The following is a 25273-nucleotide window of genomic DNA, read 5'->3' as shown; positions in this document are numbered from 1 at the left end:
AACGGGCCCGGCTTGGGCAGGGGCGGTGCCTGCCCCGGCGCCAGTGCGGGCGGTGCGCCTACACCAGCGTCTTTCTCTTGGGCTCGCGGAGCAACTACCGCGAAGATATACGATAGGAGCAATAGTACCACGAGGGATGTGGCGCGCATCATAAGTGGGCACCTCATAGCGGCGACAGGGGCTCCAGCGGGCACACAAGGCGCGCGGGCGCGGTTGATGGGAATCGGAATGAGACCAGTCTTTCCCGACAACCGCACGCACTCATGGGGGTAGACCCATGATGGGGAAAGTTCGCATGACCCTTTCGAGGTGTTCCGGCCTGTAAAATCGAGCGAGCTTTGGCACGAGTGTGGAAACGCGCAGAGCCGGCCTCGCTTCCATCAGGCGTGCACCGATCATCCGGGCTTCCTCGACCCTTCCAGACATTGCGTGGCATGCCGCCAGAATGAATTGTGCGTTGAGATAGTTGGGCCGGTGCAGCACAGCCGACTTGGCCCATGATGCCCCGTCCTCGTATCGATCCGTCAGGAAATGCGCAAACGCTATGCCGGTCTGCATCAGAAAAAGAAACGGATCCATCGGGCTCAGACGCCCCCCGGCATGGAACTGCTTAAGCGCCGCCTCTACGTCGCCACGGCGTATGTGTTCCCAGCCGATGGTATACCGTGCGATAGCCAGGTTCGGGTTAAGCTCATACGCTCGGGAGACGAGGGCCACGCCATCGTCCATCTCGTATAATACGGCGGCAATTGCCTGCCCGGCTCTCACGAGTACAGTTGGATCATCCTTATCGAGCTCGATCGCACGCCTTGCCAACCTTCGGGTGTCGTTCAGTTCCTGATCCGCGTCGATCGTCCAGCCGAAGATCTTTCGTTGCAGGTAGCAATAAGCACCAAGCGCGTATGCTGAGGCCAATCCGGGATCGATCTCGACAGCAAGCCGGATCAGTCTGAGGGCTTCAATGTTCTGTTCGCGGGTGAATTCATAGAAGCTCGAGAGTGCACGAAGATAGTAGTCGTAGGCCTGAAGATTCTCGGTTGGCTTGCGTTTTGCGCGCTCTATTTCAGAGCGCTCCAGTTGAGGAAACAGTGCGCTAATCACGCTGCTCGTCACTTGGTCCTGCAGATCGAAGATATCCTTGAGCTGGCTGTCGAACCGGTCCGCCCAAAGATGAGCACCCGTCGTGGCCTCGATCAACTGCCCGGCAATGCGAACTCGATCGCCGAATCTGCGCACACTGCCTTCGAGCACATACCGAACGCCCAGCTCGCGCCCCACCTGCCTGATGTCGATAGCCTTGCCTTTGTAGGTAAAAGTGGACTGTCGCGCGATGACGAACAGCGATTTGGATCGTGAAAGGCCAGTGACGATGTCCTCGACCATGCCGTCGGCGAAATACTCCTGCTCTGGATCGGAGCTCAGGTTGGTGAATGGGAGAACGGCCAGCGACGGTTTGTCGGGAAGTGTGAGGGCAGGTTTAGCCGTCTCCCTCTGGATTTCTGTTACTGCCACAGTGGGGGCAGCCTCCCGCACCATGCCAATAAAGCGATAGCCCTTCCTTGGCAGCGTCTTGATCAACCGCTGTTTCTCCCCGGAATCGCCAATTGCGGACCGAGCGGCATTCAGGCGGGTCGTCAGCGCGGCATCCGACACGCACCGCCCCTTCCAAATGGCTGTGATGAGCTCATCCTTGCAAACCACGCGCTCGCGGTTGCGGATGAGGTAGTCCAGAAAGTCAAAGGTCTGCGGCGCCAGGGCGACGACGTTTGTGTCGCGGTACAGCTCGCGGCGGCCGGCATCCAGTTCGTAGTCTTCGAAGAGATAGCGCAAGACGCGAAATCCCTCTGGACGGTCTCCGGTCAGGCCCGGCAACACCTGGAAAGTAAAGAATAAGCCGTCCGTAAGGAAAATGTAAGCAGCGGATCAAGCGCGCCGGGCCGGATTTTGGCAACTTGTCAGGGTCGAAACAAGGTGCCCGAGGATGCTGCGATGAGCGTGATTTATCAGACAACGGGCTTGGTCCAGACGACAGACTCTCAGCGACACAATGTCAGCGTTGTCAAGAATTGCTGGAACGCCTTTCAAGAGTGGCGGAAATGGGAGCGCCTGCGGCGCGATCTTTGTAGCCTGAGTGATCAGGAGCTGGAGGATATCGGGATTACCTATGGCGAGATCGATTACGTGGCCTCGAACCGAAATACCGACCCGCGAGGCATACGATCGGCCGGATGATGTCGACCCCCGGCACGCTTTTTCGAGTGGCCATAGTCAGACTCCACCGAGCGCGCAGCCACCTTCGGCGCGAAGCAGACAATGAACGATCCTGCTTGCCCTCGTTCCATCTGTCGGTGGTGAGCCTCCAGTCCTTTCCGTCCGTCTCCCAAAACCCCGACATAGTTTCCAGCCGGTTCCTGGGCGGCGGTCCCTTGGTGGCTGCCCGGCAGCCGCGCTCATTCAACCACCTCGTCGGCGCGTAACAGAAATGACTCCGGTACTTTCAGACCGAGTGCCCTGGCGGTCTTCAGATTGATGACGAGGTCGAACTTGGTCGGCTGTTGGACTGGCAAGTCGGCGGGCTTCGCCCCGCGCAAAATCTTGTCGACAAAGGTGGCGGCAAGCCGCCATAGGTGGGTTGCATCCACGCCGTAGGACATCAGCCCGCCCGCATCGACGAACTCCCGGTATTCAAACATCGTTGGAATTCGCGCGGTCAGCGCTCGGGTCGCAATGGCGAAGGTGAGTGGGACGCCGACGGCATAAAGTGCGTCCGCACGGTCCCTGAGGGCCTCGAAAGCCGATGCAACGTCGTCTGCGCGCCGGATCTCCAATATCGTCGCCTCGAGGCCGAGCGCGGAGGCCGCCGCCTGCACCTCATCCATCCTGTTTTTGAAACCGGGGCTATTGGCATTGACCATGACGGTCAAGCGGCGGAAACCTGGGACAACCTCGCGCAACAGCTCGAGGCGCTTACCGGCAAGACTGATGGGGTTGAGCGCCAGGCCGGTCGCATTGCCGTCCGGTCGGGCCAAACTCGCGACGAGGTCGCTGCCAACAGGGTCGCCAGAAATGGAGACAATTGGGATCAGCGATGTCGCACGTTTTACCGCGAGGGTCGGAGATCCCCCCACCGTGACGATGACATTCACCTTGAGCCGGACGAACTCGGTCGCAATTTCGTTGGAGCGTTCGGTATGTCCCTCCGCAGAGCGATACTCGATCGTAACGGTCCGCCCCGCGATCCAGCCGAGTTCGCGCAACCGATCCTCGAAATCTTGGGCCGACCAGGCCGGGCCCAAGAATCCGATGATGGGTAGCTTTCTCGTCTGCTCCGCCCGCGCCGGGCTCGGGCCCATAACCGCGGCAACGCCGACGAGCGTGATGAACTCGCGCCGCCTCATGGAGTTACTCGTTAGAAGCGCCCGACTGAGGCCTACAGCCTAGCATCTTTCAACCGGGAGCCGAGCGAGAAAAGGGCCGGCAGCCCGCCCTCACCGTGCGACGCAATGTCCGCACGGGTCAAAAACGGCGCTTGGGAAGTCGGCCGGTCACTTCCGGTCCGCCCCGATAAGCGGACCACTTCGCAGTTCGCTTGCACGTCGCGTTGGGGCCATCAACGGACTAAGTGATCCTTCGGTATCAGCACGAGACCGAGCAACGGATCGCCCTGAAGATAGCCGAGAATAATGCCGTGCCCATCGCTAGCGCGGGGGCAGCCTTGGTACAAAAGTATCTTCACGGTATCTGTCGTGATTGATCCCTTGATCACGCGATCAACGCGTGCGTTCAACAGCTCCCCTTGCAGACCTCGCGCGTCGCTGACCTGCGTGCGACCATGGATGGTTGCTTCGATGATCTCGGATGCATCGATGTCGGCCGGGACCTGCTCGAACATGATGCTCCGTCCTACCAAGATGGCGCAGGCGGTCGCGCCGACGCATGTCATGCAATAGATCGCCAACGAGAGCGACCACGTACGTATATGAGCAGGCAGATCGTTGAACATCGCACGACAATGCCAACTCTCCGCGAGGTCTGCAACGGGCCAGGAGCAGGCTCTCGCGACCATCTTCACCCCAGCGCACTCTGCGCCATAGGCCCCTGTCTATTTGCGCTAAACGTCTCCCCTAACGGACGAAAGACTGAAGACAAATGGCTTAAACATAAATTCATCGCGCTCGACAATTAGAGGCCTCTCAAATCCCCAATCGCTGGACCGATCTTGAACTTCGATGGCGTCAACCAAGTGCTTCCGAAGAAGCCTGAGGTGCTGGGTAAAGGTTGGCGCGAGTGCACGAGGTAGCGACATGCAGTATCCGAAACCTCTTGTAGCTCCATTGCGAAAGTCAATGCTGGCGCCGACGTTTGTCCCCTCGCTAGAGAGGGCCTCTGCCCTTTGCGCGGGATCATTAGGCCAAGGCAACGCTGACCAACTTGTCATGTCGGGATAGTAAGACGGAGTAACGGCCCGATCGCCCTTGCCCCATTTCAGTGGGTGGCGCCGGGAAAGCCCTTTGTCGGGTACGTCGAACTCGAGTTCATAAAGGACGCGATAAGACGGGACCGAGACTGCATCTTCGTGATCAGTCTGCATCGGCCGACCGTACAGCAGAGGGTCTATTGCCTCCTGCTCTTCTGGGTTTACAGGTTTCCAAAATTGGGGTCGATCAGCGGGCCAGACATCATGGACGCGCTCTTTCCTTACGCCGGCCAACCGAAAGCGAGCATAACCAAAACAACCGAGCCCCATCGGAACACGCGCGGGCGGCAAGCCATGTTCCTTAAGCGCGGCAACGCCGTTCGACATATGGTAGGAAGACCGAGAGACCAGATTATGTTGTTCACTGCGAAACTGGTCAAAGGCGGCTCGGTCAGCGCGCTCAATTGTAGCTCCTCCAAATTGAAGAACCGACAGAGGGCTCTCGTACGCGTCGTCGGATAGGTAAGCCGTCCCAAATGCAAGGGTATCTGCATCATCGTACACCACCACCACTGGGAGCAAATCGGGAGGCACTTCGCCGTTTTCTGTCGTCTCACCCCGACACTCTCGTGGAGGACGCACGACAAGTCCTTTGCCATCGCTCATTCGACGACCGAATACACTTGGTGTCAGACCAACTTCGACCGTTCGGCCACCATCCATGTAGTTGGTCTGCCGCACGTCGCAGCCAACAACAATGTCGAAATTCTGCGCCTCGCCCTTGTAAGAAAGCTTCACCTTGAGCCGATAATAAGTACCTGTGTCGCGAGTGGCGGACTTGGCGAAATCCCAGTTGCCGCGAAGTGCCTGGAAGACAGGCGAACGCTTCGCAGTAACCAAAGCCGCAACAAAAGCGACCACCAGGGCTAGGGAGAGGAGAGCTATTTTGGCCTTCATCCACGAAGTCGGTTCAAGAGTTTGTATTGGCGCGACACCCCAGCGCGATCTAGCAGCCTTAGCTCCCTATACACACAATAAGATGGAAAATCGAAATTTGCGCAATCAAAGGTTAAAACGTAGTTCGCTCAGACTGCAAAATCAGTCGAGTTCTGCTTTGGGTCAGAAGCTGCCTTCAATACCTTGCACTAGCTTGGTCGGCTCACCTCTCAGAAGCGGACTTAGGGTTCATTCACCGGGGCTTTTGAGCGGCTTCCTCTCCCCTCACGGATCAAACCTCGATCACCGTGAAACCGCCCATCGCGCGCCGTTTGGACTGCCAGGCGTCTGCATCAGATTTGCGATGCATGTGAAGATGGCGCTCCGGCGTCAGTACGAAAAGACCATGGCCCCAAGGGAAGCAAGCCGCTTCCCAACTCAGCAGTCACAACTTGATTCGGCAACGAAGTCCCCTTAGCACCTAGCTGGTGCGTGTCTCTCTTGGCTTTTGAGTTTTCTCGTTGGTTTGATTGAGCATTGCTTTGAGTTCTTCTTCGAGCGATCGCGGCGAAATTCCTAGTAGACCAAATCCCGGCCGACCGCCCGAGGCCGTCGTGTCGATCTGCATAAGCTCAACCTGATTGCGCGTAAGCGGCGGGTGCGGCAGGATCTCAGCGAGGCCCGCGGCTGCACTCCAGAAAGCAAAGGGTATTCGCACCAGCGTTGGCCGCAATCCAACGGTGCGCGCAATGGTCCGCAGCAGTTCCTCGTATGAGTAAACGCGTGAGCCGGCCAGTTCGTAGATAGGATACGGTCTTTGCGCTTGCCGCAGGACTTGTGCGATCGCCGCCGCGACGTCGTCTACATGTACCGGCTGAAGCCTTGTCCTGCCGTCGCCGAATAGCGGATAAGCCGGCAACGTCCGAAGTAACCCAAGAATTGTCGTGAGAAAGACGTCGTCCGGCGCGAACATTACCGCAGGGCGGACAACGACTGCGCCAGGGAATGTGGCTTGTACGGTCGCCTCTCCCTCGCCGCGACTGCGAATATAGGGCGAAGATGATGCGGGGTCCGCACCTATTCCTGACAGGTGCACAAACCGCTTGGCACCGGCGCGCCGCGCCACTCTGGCGATTCTCGCGGCCGCTTCGACGTGCACCGAATGATATGTATCGCCCGAATGCTCAGCGTAAAGACTAATCGCATTGACAACACCGTCGGCCCCCCTAACGGCGGCCTCTATGGAGTGCTCATCACGCGCATCAGCGATGACCTGTTCAACGTTGTCGCCGTCGGCCCGCGTGGGATGCCGCGAAGCTACGCGCACCATCACGGCGGAGTCGCACAAATTGCGCACGACGCGGCGACCAACAAAGCCAGTCCCACCAAACACGGTTACGCGGTTCATTCCCCGGTCCATCCCGCGACCTTGTGCGACGTTCTGTATTGATCCGCCGAGCGACGCGCGCACCGTCTCAGCGGCCTCCGCCGGCGAATTGCCTTTGTCGAGATGATGGGAGATCACATCGATCAAGATTTGCACTGCAGGGCCGACTGCTTGCCACTCCTTCTTGGCTTGCTCGATCAGCGGCTGCGCTTCATTATACAGCGTTCCCGCCTGTTCGATGATTGGATGTGCTTGATTGAGAAGATCGATCAGCGCTTTGGTTGCCGGCAATGACCGCTCAATTTGTTCAAGCTGCGTATCGCTGAGACCGGATACGTGTCCAATGACTTCAAGGAGCAAGTGTTTCAGCATAGCTCAACCTTGCGGGTAGCCGTGCAACAACTCCGGGCAATCAAACGAAAGGGCACGGGGTTTGGGGTTGTGTCAGTTGCTGTGTGAGCCGACAGCCCCCTGCCGCCAGCCCCTCTAAGCTTGGGACAATCTGGCTGATATTCAGTCCCACATCAATTGGGTCCAGCCTCGGTATGCCATGGGGAAAGGATGCCCAATAGGAGCGACCGTTGAGGGCAAGACAGATCGGTCCTCACATGGGCGACCGAACCAGTATTGCGTTTGCCGGCCTCATGGAGCGACAGTTTGGCGGGTTCTCGCCACCGCCAAAGGATTTGGCGTGACGCCGCTTCAGGCATCGCAGCGCGCGTCTTACCTTGTTCCGCTCTCAGCCCTAAAGCCGACATCACTGCATTTGAGCTGGTGGACAGCTAAGGGCCAAAAGCAGACGTTCAAACACCGCGGCCAAAGGCAGGATCGGCCAGCCGACCCGGTTCCGCCGATGCCGACTGCGTCGAGACCGCCAGCGGGCTTGCAGCGACGACCGCCGTTAGGCATTTCGACAACTGGATCGTCAGCGCAGCCACCGACACGCCGGCGATCACATCCACGAAATAGTGCCCCCCAACCAGAGGGGTCGCAACGAGCATTCCCGCATTCAAGATCAGGAGGGCGGGACGCAGCCACCAGATGCTCCACAAACTCCAGATGCTAAGAAGCGCCGTCGCAGCGTGAAAGCTCGGGAAGGTGAGGATGCCGCCGAGTTCCGTGAGCTTGAGTGCTCGCAGCGTGCCATCGCGTAGCATCGGTATGTCGCGCGCCTGTCCTCCATATCCGTTCGCCTTGAATATCTCGGTGTTGGAGGGGAGCCCAAACTCGAAATAGGTGCCGATCCCTGGAAACAGGGTGGAGACAGCAATCACCACGGACAACGCCAAAATTGCCGCCATCACGAACTGCTGCAGACGGATATATTGCCCCGTCAGCCCCAGTACGACCGGTACACCGAAGGCTGGCACGAGAATCATTGCGTAAAAGAACTTGGCGTAGAGCAGCAATTCCGGACTGGCTATCGCAAAATGGAAATATGCAGGCCAATCCAGGCCGAGCAATCGGTCGAGCTCGGCAAACCTCGCGTCCTGCAGCGGCATCCCGGCGCCCAAGCCGATATACGACAGCGGCACCGCGAAGATCACGAAACAACTCATCTGCGCAAATGCGAGCATCGTAAACGCCGGCCGCTCGCCCCAGCCCCGCCGCATGAGCCACAACCCGGCAACCGCCAGCGCTGGCGCTGTGAGGACCTCCGTCGTCATCAAACCTTCCAGCGTGAAGTTTGTTACGGCAAGCCCGATGCAGAGCGCCAACGCACATCCAGCGACAAGGCTCCAATTGATCAATTGCAACCTGATTGCAATTCGTCGCTCCATGTGACCGACCAAGTGCGACTCCTCTTTGGAAGCACAATAACGACCTACAATCTTAGGGCGTGCTGAGGCGTGTACCCAATCTATTACACACGCTTTTGTTGTTAATATATTAATGGTTGTAATGCTATTTGCGCTATCGCAACTCCACAGGAGGCCGCAAATGGCCCTGGAGTCTTGTGGAAGGTCGTCATCACATTCAAAGCAGGACAGCTTACCGCGAGACGAACTTCTCTGCGGCTGTTCCAGCTGTAAGACCGCAATGGGTCAAAAGGCGCCGTCCTGACCGCCGCCCATGAGCGGACACTGTGGCACTGGCAATTGCGCTGGGGTTAGGGCTTGCTAGTGCAACCGACACGTTTCTTCGTATTTGGGGCCCCTATGAAGCGTGCGAAACAGACATTGGCTTTGGTTGGCTCGACCCTATCGATAACCGTCATCGCGGCAGCAACTTGCTTTTTGTTTTGGCATAAAAGCCTGACGGCGTTTCTTTCCTTTGTAGTTATCGTCCCGGTCTTTCTCATCCTGGCGCTAGGCCTTCTGAAACAAGCATGCGCTCGATGAACAGGGCTTGGTATGTCTGCTTGGGGTCAAAAGCCGACACCGCTCGCCTGATCGTCTCGGCCAGTGAAATCTAAAGCGCGGGTAATCCAGCCGGCGGCTTGCCCATGTTGGTGGCCTGCTCATAGGCGTGTGCCAGACGCAGCAGCTTGTGCTCGCTCCAGGCACGGCCCGCGAAGGTGACGCCGAGCGGATAGTCAGGCGTGTCCTTGTCGTCGGCTCCCGAGATGAAACCTCCCGGCACCATGACGCTGGGGTAGCCCGCCTTCGCTGATATCACGCAGCCCGCGGCGCCGGGAAACAGCACTGCGTCGAGCTTGTGCTGGTTCATGTAGGCGTCCATGCCGCGCGTCTTGGCGGAGAGCAGGTCCATGGCCCGTGCCGATTTGTACTCGCGCTCGCTCAGATCGCCCCTGGTCATGTTGGCGGCGAGGAACAGGTCCTGGCCGAACCGCAGCGCCGTCTCTGCGTTCGCCTCGTTGAAGGCCACGATGTCGGCCATGGTCTTCATCTCTGTGTTCGTCGCCCAATCCCTGAGGTAAAGGTTGAGATCGCGCTTCAGCTCGTAGAGGAAGACGATCGGCGGCGTCGCCAGATTACCCTTGTTGCGACTCAGGGGATTACGGTTGAGCACACTCATGCTCGTACCAGGGCCGCCGATCCAGCCAGATGTCGGCATGTTGGCACGCACGATGGCGGCGCCCAGATCCTCGAGCACCTTGATCGCGTCGGCCATCACCTTGGCCGACCTTGGCGGCAGCTTGCCGTAATAGCGATCGTTCAGCGGATCGGCCGGGTCGCTCGGCACACCGATGCGCGCGCCCTTCATCGCGTCGGTTGCGAGGTCGGCGGTGTAGTCGGCCGGCCGCCGCTGCCGCTGGGTCGCGGGGTCGAGTGGGTCTTCGGCCGCGAGCACGTTCAATAGCATCGCCGCGTCGCGCACCGTGCGCGTCATCGGTCCTGCAGTGTCCTGGCTGTGCGCGATCGGCACGATCCCGGCCCGACTGACCAGCCCAACGGTCGGCTTCACGGTAACGAGGCCGTTTTGGCTCGCGGGATACAGCAGCGAGCCCGACGTCTCGGTGCCGATCGAGGCGGCGCACAGGCCGGCCGCTACGGCGACGGCCGAGCCCGCGCTCGATCCGCCCGGCGGCACGACCGGGATGCCGCGATCATCCATCAGCGCCGGTGCGTATGGATTCTTCACCTGACCGCCTAGCGACGAATAGCCCGCGGGCATGTCGGTCGCGAGAATGTTGGCGAACTCCGTCAGGTTCGCCTTGCCCAGGATCACCGCGCCGGCCTTTCGCAGCAGCTTGACGACGGTCGCATCTCGTTTGGCGCTCGCGCCCTCCAGCGCCAGCGAGCCCGCGGTCGTCGGCTGCATGTCGCCGGTCGCGATGTTGTCCTTCACCAGGATCGGGATGCCCGCCAGCGGCCGCCTGGCCGACGGTTTTGTGTCATCGAGCTTGCTCGCGATCCCAAGCGCGTCGGGATTGATCGCGCGCACGGAGTTGAGCGCTGGCCCGATGCGGTCATAGGCTTCGATGCGCCCGAGGTAAGCTTTGGTCAGCGCCGTGGCAGTGACCTGCCCGCTGGCCAGCGCATGAGCGATATCGCTCATCGGCGCATTGTCGAGCTTCAGGGTGATCGGTGCTTCAGCGCTGACGACAGCCGCGGCGATGCCGGCATCGCGGCGGGATGGCTTCTTCATGGCGTGCCTGGCCTGACGGCGCGTCCCGAACCATGAGGCCGCGATGATCGTATATTGCCGGTGTTTTGCCCGACGGGTCAACCGCATCGCGTCGTTCGGCAAGCAATCGAGCGGACCGTGCAAGCCAATGACGCAAGTCATTGAAATATCTAACCCCGGCTACTGTGCATGGGGTTGTTTTTCAGGTTTTTGTTTTGGGTTGCCCAAAAAGATTGACCTCTCCCCGATGGGGAGAGGTCAACGTTGAAGCGACAGGTTCGACTTGATCGAACGGCCTACTCCCAGGACCAGGTCGAGAAATCGTTCTCGTATTGCGGGACGTCCTTCCAGACGCCCTTCAGCTTCTTGTTGGTGATGGTGATGAGCTGCGGCTGGTACAGGAAGCCGGCGACCGCATCGGTGGCCAGCATGCGCTGGGCATCGCCGAGCAGCTTTGCGCGGCCGGCCTCGTCAGGCGTCGACACGATCTGCTTGTAGAGCGCATTGAAGGCCTCGTTGTTATAGCCGAGGTAGTAGTCCGGCTCGGTGATCTTGACGAGGTCGAACGGCTCGACGTGGCTGACGATGGTGAGGTCGAAATTGTGCGGGCCGTTGCCGGCGAACACCTGCGACAGCCACTGCGCCCATTCGACGTTCTCGATCTTGGCGACGATGCCGACCTTGGCGAGCTGCGCCGCCAGGATCTCGCCGCCCTGCCGCGCATAGGACGGCGGCGGCAGCTTCAGCGACAGTTCGAGCGGCGTGGTGACGCCGGCTTCAGCCAGCAGCTTCTTGGCCTTCTCGGGATCGTAGGGGTTGATGCCGGTGGTGTCGACGAAGCCGAGCGCGCCGGGCACGTAGAAGCTGCCGATCGGCGTGCCGAAACCGTCAGCCGCGCCGTCGATCATAGCCTTGCGGTCGATCGCGGCGAGGATGGCGCGGCGCACGCGGACGTCGTCGAGCGGCTTCTTGCGCTCGTTGATGCCGACGATGGTCTTGGCCCGGGAGCCGCCGACCATCACGTTGAAGCGCGGATCGGCCTTGAACTGTCCGATGGCGCGCGCTGCCGCAACGCGCGGGAACGCATCGACGTCGCCCGAGAGCAGCGCCGCGGTCTGCGCCGCCGGATCGGAGATGAAGCGGATCGTCACCTTCGACAGCTTGATCGCGGCGGCGTTGCGATAGTCGGCCCATTTGTTCAGCGTGAGCGAGGACCCCTTGGCCCAAGCCCCGAGCTGATAGGGCCCGGTCCCGACCGGCTGCGTGCCGTTGGTCGGCGCGCTCTTCGGCTCGACGATCGAGCCGCTCGCCTGCCCGAGCAGGAACGGCAGGTTCGGTTCGGAATATTTCACCGTGATCACGACCGTGTCGGCGTCGGGCGCGTCGACCTTCTCGAAGGCCTGGAACAGGCTCTTGTCCTTGTTGGTGCTGGTCGCGATCGCGTTGCGCTCGAACGAGAACTTCACGGCCGCGGAATCGAACGGCTCGCCGTTCTGGAATTTGACGCCCTTGCGCAGCTTGAACGTGTAGGTCTTCAGGTCGGGCGAGGCGGTCCAGCTCTCGGCCAGCAGAGGCGAGACGGAGCCGTCCTCGTTGATCTTGGTCAGCGTCTCATAGATGTTGTAGAGCGTCACTTCGGCGATCGCGGCCGCGGCGGCGATGGTGGGATCGAGCCCCGGCGGCTCCAGCGCCATCGCCATGACGACGCTGTCCTTCTTGCTCTGCGCCAGTACCGGCAGCGGTGCTGCGACAAGCGCGGTGGCAAATGCGACGATCGATAATTTCCTGAGCATGCGTAACTCCCCGGCCTTCTCTTGTCTCAAGCCTACGCCAATTCCATGGGGGACACTAACCTTCCATGGCCGCGTGCGGCAATGCCATCACCGCCTCCGCCTTGTGGCAGGCGGCGAGATGGGCTTCGCCGACCGTGCGTAGCAAGGGCGGAACCTCGCGGCAATGCTGGTCGGCGAGCGGACAGCGCGCGACATAGGGGCATCCGCTCGCCGCCGCCGATTGCGAGGCGATCGCCTGGGCCCCGTGCCGCCGCCGGCCCCCGCCGGCGCGCGCCCGCGGCACGGCGTCCAAGAGAGCCCGCGTATAGGGATGGGAGCAGCGCTCGAACAGGTCCTCCGGCCTGCCCTGCTCGACGATCCGGCCGAGATACATCACCGCAACCTCGTCGCAGAGATAGTCGACCACGGCGAGGTCGTGGCTAATCAGGATGTAGCTCAGGCCGAACTGTTCCTGGAGGTCCTGCATCAAATTGAGCACCTGCGCCTGCACGGAGACGTCGAGCGCGGAAACCGGCTCGTCGGCGACGATGAGCTTCGGCTGAGTGATCAGCGCACGCGCGATCGCGATGCGCTGGCGCTGGCCGCCGGAAAATTCGTGCGGGTATTTGTCCATGTCGGCATCGCGCAGGCCGACCTGGCGCAGCACCGCGGAGACGCGAGCGCGAAAAGTGGTGCGGTCGGCATCTTCCAGCACGGTGAGCGGCTCGGCGACGATGCGCGCGATGGTCTGGCGCGGATCGAGCGATCCGTAAGGATCCTGGAACACCATCTGGAAATCGCGGCGCGCGCGGCGCAGCTCGTCGGCCGAGATGCGGTTGAGATCGCGCCCGAGCAGCGCGACCTGCCCCGACGTCGGCCGCTCCAGCGCCATCACCACCCGCGCGAAGGTCGACTTCCCCGAACCGGACTCGCCGACGACGCCGAGGCTCTTGCCGGCTTCGACCCGCACGCTGACGCCGTTGAGCGCGCGCACCTGGCCCGGCGGGCGGAACAGGCTTTCGCGCGGCAGCGTGTAGCGCTGCTCGAGATTCTTGACGTCGAGAAGCGGTGCTGCGGTCATGCGGGCAGCGCTCCGACATTCGCGGCCATGGAGACATCGGTGCGCACGCAGCGCACGCCGTGACCGGGACCGACTTCGACCATCGGCGGCAGCGCCACGCGGCATTTGTCCTCGACCAGCGGACAGCGGTCGCCGAACGTGCAGCCGGCAGGCAAGTCCGCAAGCTCGGGCACTGTGCCCGAGATCGTGGTCAGCCGCGTCCCCTTGCGCGCGCCGAGCTTCGGCCGGGCGCGGAACAGGCCCTGCGTATAGGGATGCCCCATGCGGCGGAACACCTCGTCGGTCGGCCCGCTCTCGACGACCGTGCCGCCATACATCACCATCATGCGCTGCACGTTCTCGGCGATGACGCCGAGATCGTGCGAGATCAGGATCATCGACATGCCGCGTTCCTCGACGAGATCGGCGATGAGGTCGAGGATCTGGCCCTGGATGGTGACGTCGAGCGCCGTGGTCGGCTCGTCTGCGATCAGGAGGTCGGGCTCGCAGGCCAGCGCCATCGCGATGGTGACGCGCTGGCGCTGACCGCCGGAGAACTGATGCGGATAGGCGTCGATCCGCCTTGCGGGATCAGGCAGTCCGACGCGGTCGAGCAAGGCGATCGCTTCACGCCGCGCCTGCGCCGCAGAATACTTCTTGTGACGCCGCAGCGGCTCGGCAACCTGATGGCCGATCGTGTGCATCGGGTTGAGCGCCGTCATCGGCTCCTGGAAGATCATGCTGATGCGGTTGCCGCGCAGCTTGCAATAGTCAGCATCCGACAGGCCGGCGAGCTCGCTGCCATCAAGCCTGATGCTGCCGGTCACGACAGCGCTGTCCGGCAAGAGGCCCATCAGCGACAGCGCCGTCACCGACTTGCCGCAGCCGGATTCGCCGACGAGACCCAGCGTCTCGCCGCGCTTGAGGGTGAAGCTGACGCCGCGCACGGCCTGTGCCGGTCCGCGGCTGGTGTTGAGGCGAACGCCGAGATCGGCGACCTCGATCAGCGGCAGGGTTGAGCGCTCCCCCATCGTCACCGCTCCCGCGCCAGTCGCGGATCGAGCAGATCGCGCAGTCCGTCGCCGAGCAGATTGAGCCCCAGCACCGCGATGGCGATCGCCGCGCCCGGATAGACCGCGAGCATCGGCGACTGGAACAGCAGCGTCTGCGCATCGTTCAGCATGCGGCCCCAGGACGGCTGCGGCGGCTGCGTGCCGAGGCCGAGATAGGACAGCGCGGCTTCGGCGAGGATGGCGAGCGCGAACTGGATGGTGACCTGCACGATTAGGATCGACAGGATGTTCGGCAGCACATGCTCGATGGTGATGCGGAATTTGCCTTTCCCCGAGGCGCGCGCAGCCAGCACGAATTCGCGCGCCCAGATCGCGTTGGCCGAGCCGCGCGTCAGCCGGGTCAGCGTCGGGATCTGGAAAATGCCGATCGCGATGATCGAGGTCACCATGCCCGGCCCGACGACCGCGGCAAGCATGATCGCGGACAGCACCGCCGGAAAGGCGAAGGTGAAATCGGAGAAGCGCATGATGATCTCTTCGGTCCAGCCGCGCCTGGCCGACGCAATCAGGCCGAGGCAGACACCGAAGGTGAGACCGATGCTCACGGCGATGATGCCGACCAGAATGGTCGAGCGGGCGCCCGCGAGCAGCAGCGAGACGATGTCGCGGCCGAAGGAATCGGTGCCGAGCCAGTGCGCCGCCGACGGCGGCCGGAGCTTCGAGGCGATGTCGATCTCGTAGGGCGACCACGGCGTCCACACCAGCGACAGCAGCGCCGAGGCGAGCACCAGCAGGCTCAGCGCGCCGCCCAGCACAAAGCTGCGGTGACGCAGCGCTCGGGCCCAGAAGGTGCGGGCCGGCAGCGGACGCGTTGCGATCGGGGCGTCGACCGAAGTGGTCAGTGGCGCGCTCACAAATCGTGGACCTTGATGCGGGGATCGATGAAGGCGTAGAGCACATCGACCACGAAATTCACGATGACGACCATGGCCGCAAGCAGCATCACGCAATTGCGCACCACGATCAGGTCGCGGTTGGCGATCGACTGGAAGATCAGGCGGCCGAGGCCCGGCAGGTAGAACACGTTCTCGATCACGATGGTGCCGGCGAGCAGATTGGCGAATTGCAGCCCCATCACCGTCATCACGGGGATCATGGCGTTGCGCAGCACGTGGCTCCACAGCACCTCGCGCTTGCCGAGACCCTTCGCGCGCGCGGTGCGGACGAAGTCTTCGCGCAGCACCTCGAGCACGGCCGAGCGCGTGACGCGCGCGAGGATCGCGGCCTGCACCACCGCGAGCGAGATCGCCGGCAGCAGCAGCGACTTGATGCCGAGCCAGATGCCATCCTCCCAGCCGGGAAAGCCGCCCGCCGAGAGCCATTGCAACCGCACCGAGAACAGGAGGACAAGGAGGATCGCGAACCAGAAGTTCGGCAGCGCGATGCCCACCTGCGTCAACGACATCACACCGACATCGCCGAGCTTGTTGTGGTTGGCCGCAGTGTAGATGCCGGCCGAGAGCGCCAGCGTCACCGTGATCAGCATCGACATGATCGCGAGCGGGATGGTCAGTATCAGCCGCTCCGCGATCAGGCTCGCGACTGGCGTACCGTAGACATAGCTGTTGCCGAGATCGCCGACGAGGAGGCCCTTGATCCATTGCAGATAGCGAACCGCCAGCGGCTGGTCGAGCCCGAGCTTGACGGTGAGCGCACGCACCGCGTCGGCCGAGGCATCCGCGCCCATCAGCATCTGCGCGGCATTGCCCGGCAGCGCATCCAGCACCAGGAAAATGATCACGGATGCGCCGACCAGCGTCGCCAGCAAGGTCAACAGACGTCGAAGAAAGAATACGCTCATGCGCGCTCGGCTTCAGGGCTGATCCGCCGCACGATCAACATGTCCGGGCGCCGGAGGCAAGTCCTTTGCGGCATGTGCCTCACCTCAGCCGGGCCGGCGCGACAGAAGATCGTGCGAGGCCTCGAACAGCGCGCTCACCCGCAGCAGTTCAGCATCGGCACGAAAGCGCCCGACGAGCTGAAGCCCGATCGGCAGGCCGTCGCGGCCGAAGCCGCAGGGAAGACTGATCGCGGGGTGTCCGGTCATGTTGAACGGCATGGTCCACGGGAACCAGTGCGGCCGGACGCTGTCGAAGTGCTTGCCGTCGATCTCGATGGTGCCGAACAGGTCCTGGTCGATCGGCAGCGCGGTGCGGGTAAGGGTCGGCATCGCCAAAAGATGCCCGCGCGCAAGCAGGGATTGCACGCGGCGGAACAGCGCGGTGCGCGCGAACATCGCCTCCTGATAGGCGACACCGCTGACATTGGTCGCAAGCGCAACCTGCTTGACGAAGGCCTCGCTGAGGACATCGCCGTGCTCGGCCACCAGCTTGGCGAAACGCGTGCGCCAGACGGTGTGGTTGATGGCGCGCCAGATCGGCTCGATGTCAAACCCCTCGCCGGAGAACTCCTCGAGCTCGGCACCGAGACCGGCCAGCCGGTCAAGGCTCGCCTTGAAGCTGGCCGCGACATCTGACGACACCGGGCGGCCGGGCGGCGACGCACAGAACAGGATCTTTTGCCCGCGCAGATCGCCGCGCGGCGCGGCGGTGCCGATGAAATCGGGCACGGGCACGCCGATCGACCAGGGATCGCAGGAGTCCTCGCCGGCCATCGCCTGCATCATCAGCGCGGTGTCGGCGACGGTGCGCGTGGTCGGCGTGACATAGGTCTGGTTGCCGAAGGCGTCGAGCGCCTGGCTGTGCGCGATCACGCCGTTGCTCTGCTTCAGCCCGACCACGCCGTTGCAGGCGGCGGGAATTCGCGTCGAGCCACCGCCATCGGTCGCAATCGCAAGGGGCGCGATGCCGCTCGCCACCGCCACCGCCGCGCCGCCGCTAGAGCCGCCGGAGGAGCGCCGCGCGTCCCACGCGTTGCGGGTGCGGCCGAACAAGGGCGAGTCGGTCAGGCATTTGCTGCCGAATTCGGGCGTCGTGGTCTTGCCGATCAGGATCGCGCCTTCCGCGCGGAGCTTTGCGACCGCGACGGCATCCTCGGTCGGCACATTGTCCTTGTAGGGAACAGCGCCGAACGTGGTTTTCACGCCGCTGGTGTTGACGATGTCCTTGACGGTGACAGGAAGGCCATGCAGCAGGCCGAGCGGCTCGCCCGCCATCACCTTGCGCTCGGCCGCGCGGGCCGCCGCCATCGCCTCGTCGCCGCAGAGCGTGATGAAGCAGTTCAGCTCGGGCTGAAGCGCCTCGGCGCGCGCGAGCACGGCGCGGGTGACTTCGACGGGAGAAATCTGCTTTTCGGCAATGAGGCCGCGCAGTTCGGTTGCAGATAGCAGGCAGGGATCGCCGTTCATCGTCACATCACGCTCCGAAGCCGGCCCTCGTTGGCCCAGCCATTGCATTGACAGCGAGAATGACAGTTTTGTTAACTCGCCGTCCAATACGTTTTTGGACGCCAACCCATACGTTTTCGGTATGCCAATGGATCTTCGCCGGCTCCGTTACTTCGTCGCCGTGGCCGAGGCGCGCAGCGTCGGCAAGGCCGCCGAACGGCTGCGGATGGCGCAGCCGCCGCTCTCGGTCCAGATCCGCAAGTTAGAGGCCGAGGTTGGCGCGCCGCTGTTCCGCCGCGGCACGCGCGGCATGGACCTGACGGAAGCGGGCCAGGCCCTGCTGGTGCGCGCCGGCGAGGCGCTGGCGCTGGCGGCCGACGGCATCGAAGCCGCGCGCGCGGTCGCCGCCGGGAGCCGGGGGCGGATTTCCGTCGGATACATGTTCGTGCTGGCGAACGCGATGCTGCCGCGCCTGATCCCCGAGCTGCGGCGATCCATTCCCGGCGTCGACCTCGACTTCGCCGAGCTCAGCGCCTCGACGCGCGAGGCGCGGCTGCTCGACCGCAGCGTCACCGTCGCGCTGTGCATGCCGGCGATCCACCATCCCGAGATCCAGGTGGCGCGGATCAGCGCGCAGCCGTTCATGCTGGCGATCCCGAAGCGCTCGCCGCTTGCGCGCCTGAGCACAGTGCCGATGGCGCGACTCCAGGGCCGCCCGCTGATCGCGCTGCCGCCGCCGGAGCAAGACCCCGCCTCCTCCGCGGTCGCAGCCTTGCTGCGGCGGCACCAGATCGTGATGCCGATCGCGAGCCGGGTGGAGACGGTGCATTCGGCGATGAGCCTCGTTCTCGCTGGCGAGGGGCTTGCGATCCTGCCGGCCTGCGCGAAGCTCGGCGCGCCGCAGGGCATCGTGTTCAGGCCGCTGCGGGATGCCGCCGACTCCATCGATATCGCGGTGTGCTGGCGGCGGGATTCGCAGAGCCCGCTGATCCGCACCTTCCTCAAATGCGCCGAGAAGGTCGTCGCGCGGCTGTGATGCGGAGCCGGGCTAGACGCTCCACGTGACTTCATGGCTCCACGGCGGATCGGCGCCCGGGCGGGTACAAGTCAGGCCGGCGCATTTGGCGGCAAAGGACAGCGCGCGGCGAAGCTCGTCCGCGCCGATGTCCTTCAATTGCTGCCGGACGATGCGGCCCTGCTTGTGCAGGGCGAACAGCAGCGCTGCCTGAAAGCTGTCGCCGGCCCCAATGGTGTCGGCGACCTCGACCTTCGGCGCCGGGACTTCGATCTGCCCTGCTCTGGCGTGCCAGGCGACGGCGCCGGTGTTGCCGCGGGTGATGACGACGAGGCTCGTGCCCTGCCCCAACAGCACCTTCGCGCGCTGCTCGTAGGGCTCATCGCCGAAGAGATACGCGAAATCGACATCCGACATCTTGATGAGATCGGCGGTCCTTGCGAACTCCGCCATGCGCGCGAGATAGGCCGGCTTGTCCCTGACCAGATTAGGGCGGCAGTTCGGATCGAATGAGATCGTCGACGACGCGCGCGCGTCCGCGATCAGGGCTTTCGTCTCGGCCGCGCCCTGGTCGTTCACCAGCGTGGTCGAGCCGACATGAACGGCCTCGATATTCGCGAACGGAATTGTGCCGCGCCGGTAGGTCCAGTTTCGCGTCGCAGTCTCCGCGTCATAGAACGCATAATGCGACTCGCCGGCGACGATGCGCACGAAGGCAAGCGTGGTCTGGTGATCGCTGCGGGTGGCCAGCCCCAGCTCGACGTTCGACGCGGTGGCGTGGTCGGCGATCATGCGCCCGAACATGTCGGTCGAGACGCCGCCGACAAAACCGGTCGGCGCGCCAAGCCGCGCCATGCCGATCGCGACGTTGAGGCAGGAGCCGCCGACCGCAGGCATCACCGCCTCGCGCCCCTCGGTGTTTCGCGTCGGAACGAAATCGATCAGCGCATCGCCGCAGGCAATCAACATCCGCTTCAACCTCCGGCACCCTCGCGCATCGCTTCACGGCTGCCGCGATCGACCTCGCGCAGCAGCTTGTAGACCTCGCGCTTGCGGGCATGAAACGCGGCCATGCCGGGCGCGGTCGGCTCGCTCTTCCGTCCCAGCGCCGACATCTTCGCCATGGTCTCGCCGATCGAGGCATAGGCGCCGCCGGCCACCGCGCCGAGCATCGCGGCGCCCAGCAGCACAGGTTCCTTCGTTTGCGGCAGCGCAACGGTGAGACCGGTGGTGTCCGCCATGATCTGCCGCACCAGCGGGCTGCGGCTCGCGCCGCCGCCCATGATCATGATACTGGAATGGACGCCATGCGCGGCAAAGGCCTCGATCACCTCGGCGAGGCCATAAGCCAGACCGCAGAGGCCGGCGACGAACAGCCGCTCCATCGCACCAACGTCGCTGTCGAGATCGAGGCCCGCGATCACCGCGCGGGTGTCGGGATCGGCGTAGGGCGAGCGGTTGCCGATGAATTCGGGAAGCACATGGACGTCGCGGGCGAGCAGCGCGGCGCGGCTGGCGTCACCGGCGCGCGCGATGATGCGCCGCTCGAGGTACTCGATGAGGTCGACACCCTCGTTGCGCGCCGCCGCGCTCGCCTCGGCATGGCCGGGATGCGACTTGAGGAGATGGTCGATCGCCGCGCCGGCAGCCGACTGGCCGCCCTCGTTGAGCCAGAAGTCCGGTACCATGCCGGAATAATAAGGGCCCCATACGCCGGGCACGAAACACGGCTCCTTCGTCGTCGCCATGATGCAGGCCGACGTTCCCATGATGTAGGCAAGACGGTCGCTGACATCGCTCGTTCCGCCCGATCCGTCGCGCCCGCCGATTGCGCCGATGCCGCCGGCGTGCGCATCGATCAGCGAGGCGCCGACCGGCGTTCCGGGCGACAGGCCGAGCTCCGCAGCCGCAGCTCGGGTAAGGCCTTCGCCGAGCCGCGTGCCGGGCGCGACGATCTCGGTGCCGATGCGGGCGTATTTCTCGCTGACGAAATCGGAGAGGCCGATGCGCTTGAAGAACGGCGCGCTCCAGCCGCCGCCGTCGTGTGCGAGGTAGTTCCACTTGCAGGTGACCGTGCAGGTCGAGCGCTGCAGCGAGCCGGTCGCGCGCCAGGTCAGATAATCTGCCAGGTCGAAGAAATGACCGGCGGCATCGAAGCTTGCGCGCATGTGCCGCTTCAGCCACAGCAGCTTCGGCATCTCCATCTCGGGCGAGATCGAGCCGCCGACATAGCGCAGCACCGCGTCCCCGGTCTCGTTGATCAGCCGTGCCTCGGCCGTGGCACGATGGTCCATCCAGACGATGACATTGCGCTGGTGGTCGCCGGAGGCACTGACGGTGACCGGCTCGCCGTGCCGATCGAGGACGACCAGTGAACAGGTGGCGTCGAAACCGATGCCGCCGACGCTGTCGGGCGCGATGGCAGCTTCCGCCATCGCCGCTCGCACCGACTTGGCGCAGGCCTCCCAGATGTCCGAAGACGACTGTTCGACGATGTCGCCGGCCTCGTGCCAGATCCGGATCGGATGCTTGGCGGTGGCAAGGAGGGCGCCGGCCTCGTCAAACACCCCTGCCCGCGTGCTCGTGGTCCCCACGTCGACGCCGATATACGCTCGCGGCATTGTCGCTCCCGGTCGCTCTCGTCAGTTTTGACGGAAGCCTACCAGCAAGTGTAGCCGCCATCCACCAGCACGATGCTGCCGGTCATCAGGCTTGCGGCCTCCGAGGCCAGGAACAGCACGACGGAGGCGATCTCCTCGACCTGCCCCATCCGCGCCATCGGGGTTCCGCCGATCCAGGCGTCATACATTTTCGGGGTGCTTTTCACGAAAGCATTGAGCGGCGTGTCGATATAGGTCGGCGCCACCGCGTTGACGCGGATGCCGCGCGCGCCCCATTCGGCGGCCAGCGACTTGGTCAAATGGTGCACGCCGGCCTTGGAGGCGTTGTAGAAGCACTGCTCCTGCGGCTTGTTGACGATGAAGCCTGACATCGAGCCGACATTGACGATGGCACCGCTCTTGGCCTTCAGCATGTGCTTGCCGAATTCGCGGCAGCACCAGAAGGTGCCGTTGAGGTTGACATCGATGACGTTGAGCCAGTGCTCGTCGGTGACGGTCTCGGCCGGCGTCTCGCTGCGGGCGATGCCGGCATTGTTGACGAGGATGTCGACCTTGCCGTGGCGGGCGACGAGGTCAGCCGCGACCTCCGCCACGCGCTTCGTATCGGTGACGTCCATGATCGCCGTCTCGATGTCAAAACCCTTCGTCTTCAGGCTGGCCTTCGCGCTGTCGGCGACCTTGCTGTCGCGGTCGCCGATGATGACCTTCGCGCCGGCTTCGGCCAGCGCTTCCGCGCAGGCGAGGCCAATGCCCTGCCCGCCGCCGGTGATGAACGCGGTCTTGCCGCTCAGCTTGAATTTCTCGAGGTACATGGTGGTCTTTCCGTCTCTTGCCGTTTATTGCCGTTTCTTGTCAGCCCCGAAGCGCGTTGCCGCTCTCGTCGAAGCGATGGATGCGCGCGGGATCCGGCACCAGCGACACGCGGTCGCCGGCATGCAGGCTCAATTCGCCGATGTAGCGCGCCGTCAGCATGCCGAGCGGTCCGGCATCGACATAAAGGAAGGTGTCGCTGCCCAGATGCTCGGCGACCGCGATCGTTCCCTGCCAGCCGCCGGCGCCGTCGCGCTCGATCTTGAGATGCTCCGGCCGTACGCCGATCGTCGCCGCGCCCTTCTGCAGGGCGTGCTCGCCAGTGACGAAGTTCATCTTCGGCGAGCCGATGAAGCCGGCGACGAAGAGATTGGCGGGTCGCTCATAGAGCTCCAGCGGCGAGCCATATTGCTCGATCTTGCCGCCGTTGAGCACGACGATCTTGTCGGCCATGGTCATGGCCTCGACCTGATCGTGGGTGACGTAGATCGCGGTGGTGCCGAGCTGCTTCTGGAGCCGCGTGACTTCTATCCGCATCTGCACGCGCAAGGCCGCATCCAGGTTGGACAGCGGCTCGTCGAACAGGAACGCCTTGGGCTCGCGGACGATGGCGCGGCCGATCGCGACCCGCTGGCGCTGGCCGCCGGAGAGCTCGCGCGGCTTGCGGTCGAGATAAGGCGAGAGATTCAACGTCGCGGCGGCGGCCTCGACCTTGCGGTTGATCTCGTCCTTGGCCAGGCCCGCCATCTTCAGGCCGAAGCCGATATTGCCGCGCACGCTCATGTGCGGATAGAGCGCATAGGACTGAAATACCATCGACAGCCCGCGCTTGGCCGGCGGCGTGTCGACGACGTTCTTGCCGTCGATCAGGATCTTGCCGCCTGAGACGTCTTCGAGCCCGGCGATCAGCCGCAGCAGCGTGGTCTTGCCGCAGCCTGAGGGACCGACGAACACCACAAAGGAGCCGTCGGCGATGTCAAGGTCGGCGCCCTTGATGATGTGTACGGGGCCGAAGGATTTCTGCACGTCCTGAAGTGTGATCTGACCCATGATCCGCCGGCCCCTTTACTTCACCGCGCCGAAGGTGAGCCCGCGTACGAGCTGCTTCTGGCTGAACCACCCGAGGACGAGAATGGGCGCGATCGCCAGCGTCGAGGCCGCCGACAGCTTTGCCCAGAACAGCCCTTCCGGGCTCGAATAGGAGGCGATGAACGTGGTGAGTGGCGCGGCGTTCGAGGTCGTCAGGTTGAGCGTCCAGAACGCCTCGTTCCAGGCCAGGATCAGATTGAGCAGCATGGTAGACGCCAGCCCCGGGATCGCCATTGGCGTCAGGACGTAGATGAGCTCGCGCCCGATGGTGGCGCCGTCCATGCGCGCGGCTTCGAGGATGTCGCGCGGGATCTCCTTGAAATAGGTGAAGAGCATCCAGATCACGATCGGCAAATTTCCGAGGCACAGGATGAAGACGAGGCCGATGCGGGAATCGAGCAGGCCGAAGGTCTTGAAGATGAGATAGATCGGCACCAGCACGCCGACCGGCGGCATCATCTTGGTCGAGAGCATCCAGAGCAGGATGTCCTTGGTGCGCTTGGTCGGCGAGAATGCCATCGACCAGGCTGCGGGGATCGCGATCAGCAGCGCAATCAAGGTCGAGCCGCCGGCGATGATGATCGAGTTCATCGCGTGGTGGAAATAATCGCTGCGCTCCTGCACTGTCGCGTAGTTTTCGGTGGTCCAGTGGAAGAACAGGAAAGACGGGGGAATGGCGAAGGCCTCTAACTCGGTCTTGAAGCTCGCCAGCACCATCCAGAGGATCGGGAAGAAGATCAGGAAGCCGAAGAACCACGCTCCGATCGTCGTGACCACCACCCGCTGCGTCGTCGCCATCCGCGCCATGTTTCAAGCCTCCAGATTGCGGCCGACGATGCGGACGAGGAAGAAAGCGACGACGTTGGCGATCACGACCGCAACGAGGCCGCCTGCGGAGGCGCTGCCGACGTCGAACTGGATCAGCGCCTGCGAATAGATCAGGAAGGCGATGTTGGTGGTCTGCAGGCCCGGTCCGCCGCCGGTGGTGACGAAGATCTCCGCGAACACCGTGAGCAGGAAGATGGTCTCGATCAGGATCACCACGGTGATGGGCCGCGCCAGGTGCGGCAGCGTGATGTAGATGAAGGTCGAGACGGCGCTGGCGCCGTCCATCTCGGCGGCCTCCTTCTGCTCCTCGTCGAGCGATTGCAGCGCGGTCAGCAGGATCAGGGTCGCGAACGGCAGCCATTGCCAGGCGACGATCAGGATCACCGCGAGCAGCGGCGCGTCCGTGAACCAGTCGATCGGCGTCAATCCGACCAGCTTGGCGAGCCAGGCGAACAGGCCGGAGACCGGGTGCATCAAGAGGTTCTTCCAGACCAGCGCGCTCACCGTCGGCATCACGAAGAACGGCGCGATCACCATCAGCCGCACGATGTTGCGGCCGATCACGGGCTGATCCATCAGCAGCGCCAGGGGGATGCCGAGCAGGATGGTCAGCGCCAGCACCGAGCCGACCAGCACCAGCGTGTTCTGGAGCGAGGCGAGGAAGGCGGGATCGGTGAGGAAGTAGCGGAAATTCTCCAGGCCGACGAACGCCTCGGAGCCGGGATCGAGCAGGCTGTAATGCAGGGTCGAGAAATAGATCGTCAGCGCCAGCGGAACGATCATCCAGATGAAGAGCAGCCCGACCGCAGGCGTCAGGAGCGAGCGCGCAAGAAACTGCGTCTGCCGGGTTGCCATCCTTGGCGTCTCCGCTGGGAGGAAGAAGGCGGCCATCCATTCGGGGCTGGCTGGTGGATGGCCGCCAGTTTGAGCTCAGGAGGGAGAGCTCG

Annotated in this window: 21 protein-coding genes; 2 read left to right on the top strand and 19 right to left on the bottom strand. The window is 63.3% G+C overall.

Annotated features, from left to right (window positions below; translation table 11 throughout):
• Window positions 1–261: 261 nt before the first annotated feature.
• Entirely contained in the window at window positions 262–1830 is a 1569-nt protein-coding gene (locus AB7008_RS18715; RefSeq protein WP_441259249.1) for a winged helix-turn-helix domain-containing tetratricopeptide repeat protein, read from the bottom strand.
• A gap of 159 nt (window positions 1831–1989) precedes the next feature.
• On the opposite strand from AB7008_RS18715, the gene AB7008_RS18710 reads away from it, so the two are divergent.
• Window positions 1990–2232 (top strand): DUF1127 domain-containing protein, encoded by a 243-nt coding sequence (locus AB7008_RS18710; RefSeq protein WP_441259248.1) that lies wholly within the window; start codon window positions 1990–1992, stop codon window positions 2230–2232.
• Between the two features lie 218 nt (window positions 2233–2450).
• Here the strand turns inward: AB7008_RS18710 and AB7008_RS18705 are convergent, their stop codons facing one another.
• The 12 genes from AB7008_RS18705 to AB7008_RS18650 form a co-directional block, all read right to left on the bottom strand.
• Window positions 2451–3398 (bottom strand): ABC transporter substrate-binding protein, encoded by a 948-nt coding sequence (locus AB7008_RS18705; protein ID WP_441259247.1) that lies wholly within the window; start codon window positions 3396–3398, stop codon window positions 2451–2453.
• 212 nt (window positions 3399–3610) lie between these two features.
• Window positions 3611–3892, bottom strand: coding sequence for a hypothetical protein (locus AB7008_RS18700; RefSeq protein WP_441259246.1), 282 nt, complete (start codon window positions 3890–3892; stop codon window positions 3611–3613).
• Between the two features lie 219 nt (window positions 3893–4111).
• Complete coding sequence (locus AB7008_RS18695) at window positions 4112–5374, bottom strand: hypothetical protein (protein WP_441259245.1); 1263 nt, start codon at window positions 5372–5374, stop codon at window positions 4112–4114.
• 460 nt (window positions 5375–5834) lie between these two features.
• Complete coding sequence (locus AB7008_RS18690) at window positions 5835–7112, bottom strand: complex I NDUFA9 subunit family protein (protein ID WP_245285639.1); 1278 nt, start codon at window positions 7110–7112, stop codon at window positions 5835–5837.
• A gap of 431 nt (window positions 7113–7543) precedes the next feature.
• Entirely contained in the window at window positions 7544–8533 is a 990-nt protein-coding gene (locus AB7008_RS18685) for a phosphatase PAP2 family protein (RefSeq protein ID WP_441259244.1), read from the bottom strand.
• 619 nt (window positions 8534–9152) lie between these two features.
• The gene (locus AB7008_RS18680; protein ID WP_441259243.1) at window positions 9153–10793 is read right to left on the bottom strand and encodes an amidase family protein; all 1641 of its coding nucleotides are present in this window, start codon (window positions 10791–10793) and stop codon (window positions 9153–9155) included.
• A gap of 275 nt (window positions 10794–11068) precedes the next feature.
• Window positions 11069–12565: an ABC transporter substrate-binding protein gene (locus AB7008_RS18675; protein WP_441259242.1), complete on the bottom strand. Its 1497-nt coding sequence runs from the start codon at window positions 12563–12565 to the stop codon at window positions 11069–11071.
• Between the two features lie 55 nt (window positions 12566–12620).
• Complete coding sequence (locus AB7008_RS18670) at window positions 12621–13625, bottom strand: ABC transporter ATP-binding protein (protein WP_441259241.1); 1005 nt, start codon at window positions 13623–13625, stop codon at window positions 12621–12623.
• Complete coding sequence (locus tag AB7008_RS18665; RefSeq protein ID WP_441259240.1) at window positions 13622–14635, bottom strand: ABC transporter ATP-binding protein; 1014 nt, start codon at window positions 14633–14635, stop codon at window positions 13622–13624. The genes AB7008_RS18670 and AB7008_RS18665 overlap by 4 nt, the downstream gene beginning before the upstream one ends.
• A gap of 2 nt (window positions 14636–14637) precedes the next feature.
• Window positions 14638–15531 carry an ABC transporter permease gene (locus AB7008_RS18660; protein ID WP_441259239.1) on the bottom strand — a complete coding sequence of 298 codons (894 nt, stop codon included), beginning with the start codon at window positions 15529–15531 and terminating at the stop codon, window positions 14638–14640.
• Window positions 15528–16478, bottom strand: a complete 951-nt coding sequence (locus AB7008_RS18655; protein WP_304493544.1) for an ABC transporter permease — start codon at window positions 16476–16478, stop codon at window positions 15528–15530. Before AB7008_RS18655 ends, AB7008_RS18660 begins: the two co-directional genes overlap by 4 nt.
• 84 nt (window positions 16479–16562) lie before the next feature.
• The gene (locus AB7008_RS18650) at window positions 16563–17984 is read right to left on the bottom strand and encodes an amidase (RefSeq protein ID WP_304494159.1); all 1422 of its coding nucleotides are present in this window, start codon (window positions 17982–17984) and stop codon (window positions 16563–16565) included.
• A 127-nt stretch (window positions 17985–18111) separates the two neighbouring features.
• Between AB7008_RS18650 and AB7008_RS18645 the strand changes: the two genes are divergently transcribed.
• On the top strand, window positions 18112–18999 hold the full coding sequence (locus AB7008_RS18645; RefSeq protein WP_304493543.1) for a LysR family transcriptional regulator: 888 nt from the start codon (window positions 18112–18114) through the stop codon (window positions 18997–18999).
• Window positions 19000–19011: 12 nt separating this feature from the next.
• Here AB7008_RS18645 and AB7008_RS18640 read toward each other — a convergent pair whose 3' ends face one another.
• The 6 genes from AB7008_RS18640 to AB7008_RS18615 are packed head-to-tail and all read right to left on the bottom strand — an operon-like array spanning window position 19012 to window position 25181.
• On the bottom strand, window positions 19012–19947 hold the full coding sequence (locus tag AB7008_RS18640; protein WP_304493542.1) for a carbohydrate kinase family protein: 936 nt from the start codon (window positions 19945–19947) through the stop codon (window positions 19012–19014).
• Window positions 19948–19952: 5 nt separating this feature from the next.
• Window positions 19953–21599: an FGGY-family carbohydrate kinase gene (locus tag AB7008_RS18635; protein WP_441259238.1), complete on the bottom strand. Its 1647-nt coding sequence runs from the start codon at window positions 21597–21599 to the stop codon at window positions 19953–19955.
• Between the two features lie 38 nt (window positions 21600–21637).
• Entirely contained in the window at window positions 21638–22411 is a 774-nt protein-coding gene (locus AB7008_RS18630) for an SDR family NAD(P)-dependent oxidoreductase (protein ID WP_028155637.1), read from the bottom strand.
• A gap of 40 nt (window positions 22412–22451) precedes the next feature.
• On the bottom strand, window positions 22452–23459 hold the full coding sequence (locus tag AB7008_RS18625; protein ID WP_028155636.1) for an ABC transporter ATP-binding protein: 1008 nt from the start codon (window positions 23457–23459) through the stop codon (window positions 22452–22454).
• 15 nt (window positions 23460–23474) lie between these two features.
• The gene (locus AB7008_RS18620; RefSeq protein WP_441259237.1) at window positions 23475–24305 is read right to left on the bottom strand and encodes a carbohydrate ABC transporter permease; all 831 of its coding nucleotides are present in this window, start codon (window positions 24303–24305) and stop codon (window positions 23475–23477) included.
• Between the two features lie 3 nt (window positions 24306–24308).
• Window positions 24309–25181: a carbohydrate ABC transporter permease gene (locus AB7008_RS18615; RefSeq protein WP_014496589.1), complete on the bottom strand. Its 873-nt coding sequence runs from the start codon at window positions 25179–25181 to the stop codon at window positions 24309–24311.
• Between the last annotated feature and the right edge of the window lie 92 nt (window positions 25182–25273).

Origin of the sequence: Bradyrhizobium sp. 521_C7_N1_3 (genome assembly GCF_052075975.1) — a bacterium.
GTDB lineage: Bacteria > Pseudomonadota > Alphaproteobacteria > Rhizobiales > Xanthobacteraceae > Bradyrhizobium > Bradyrhizobium japonicum.
Note: the sequence above shows the minus strand (reverse complement) of the source record. Positions and strands in the feature narration are given on the sequence as shown.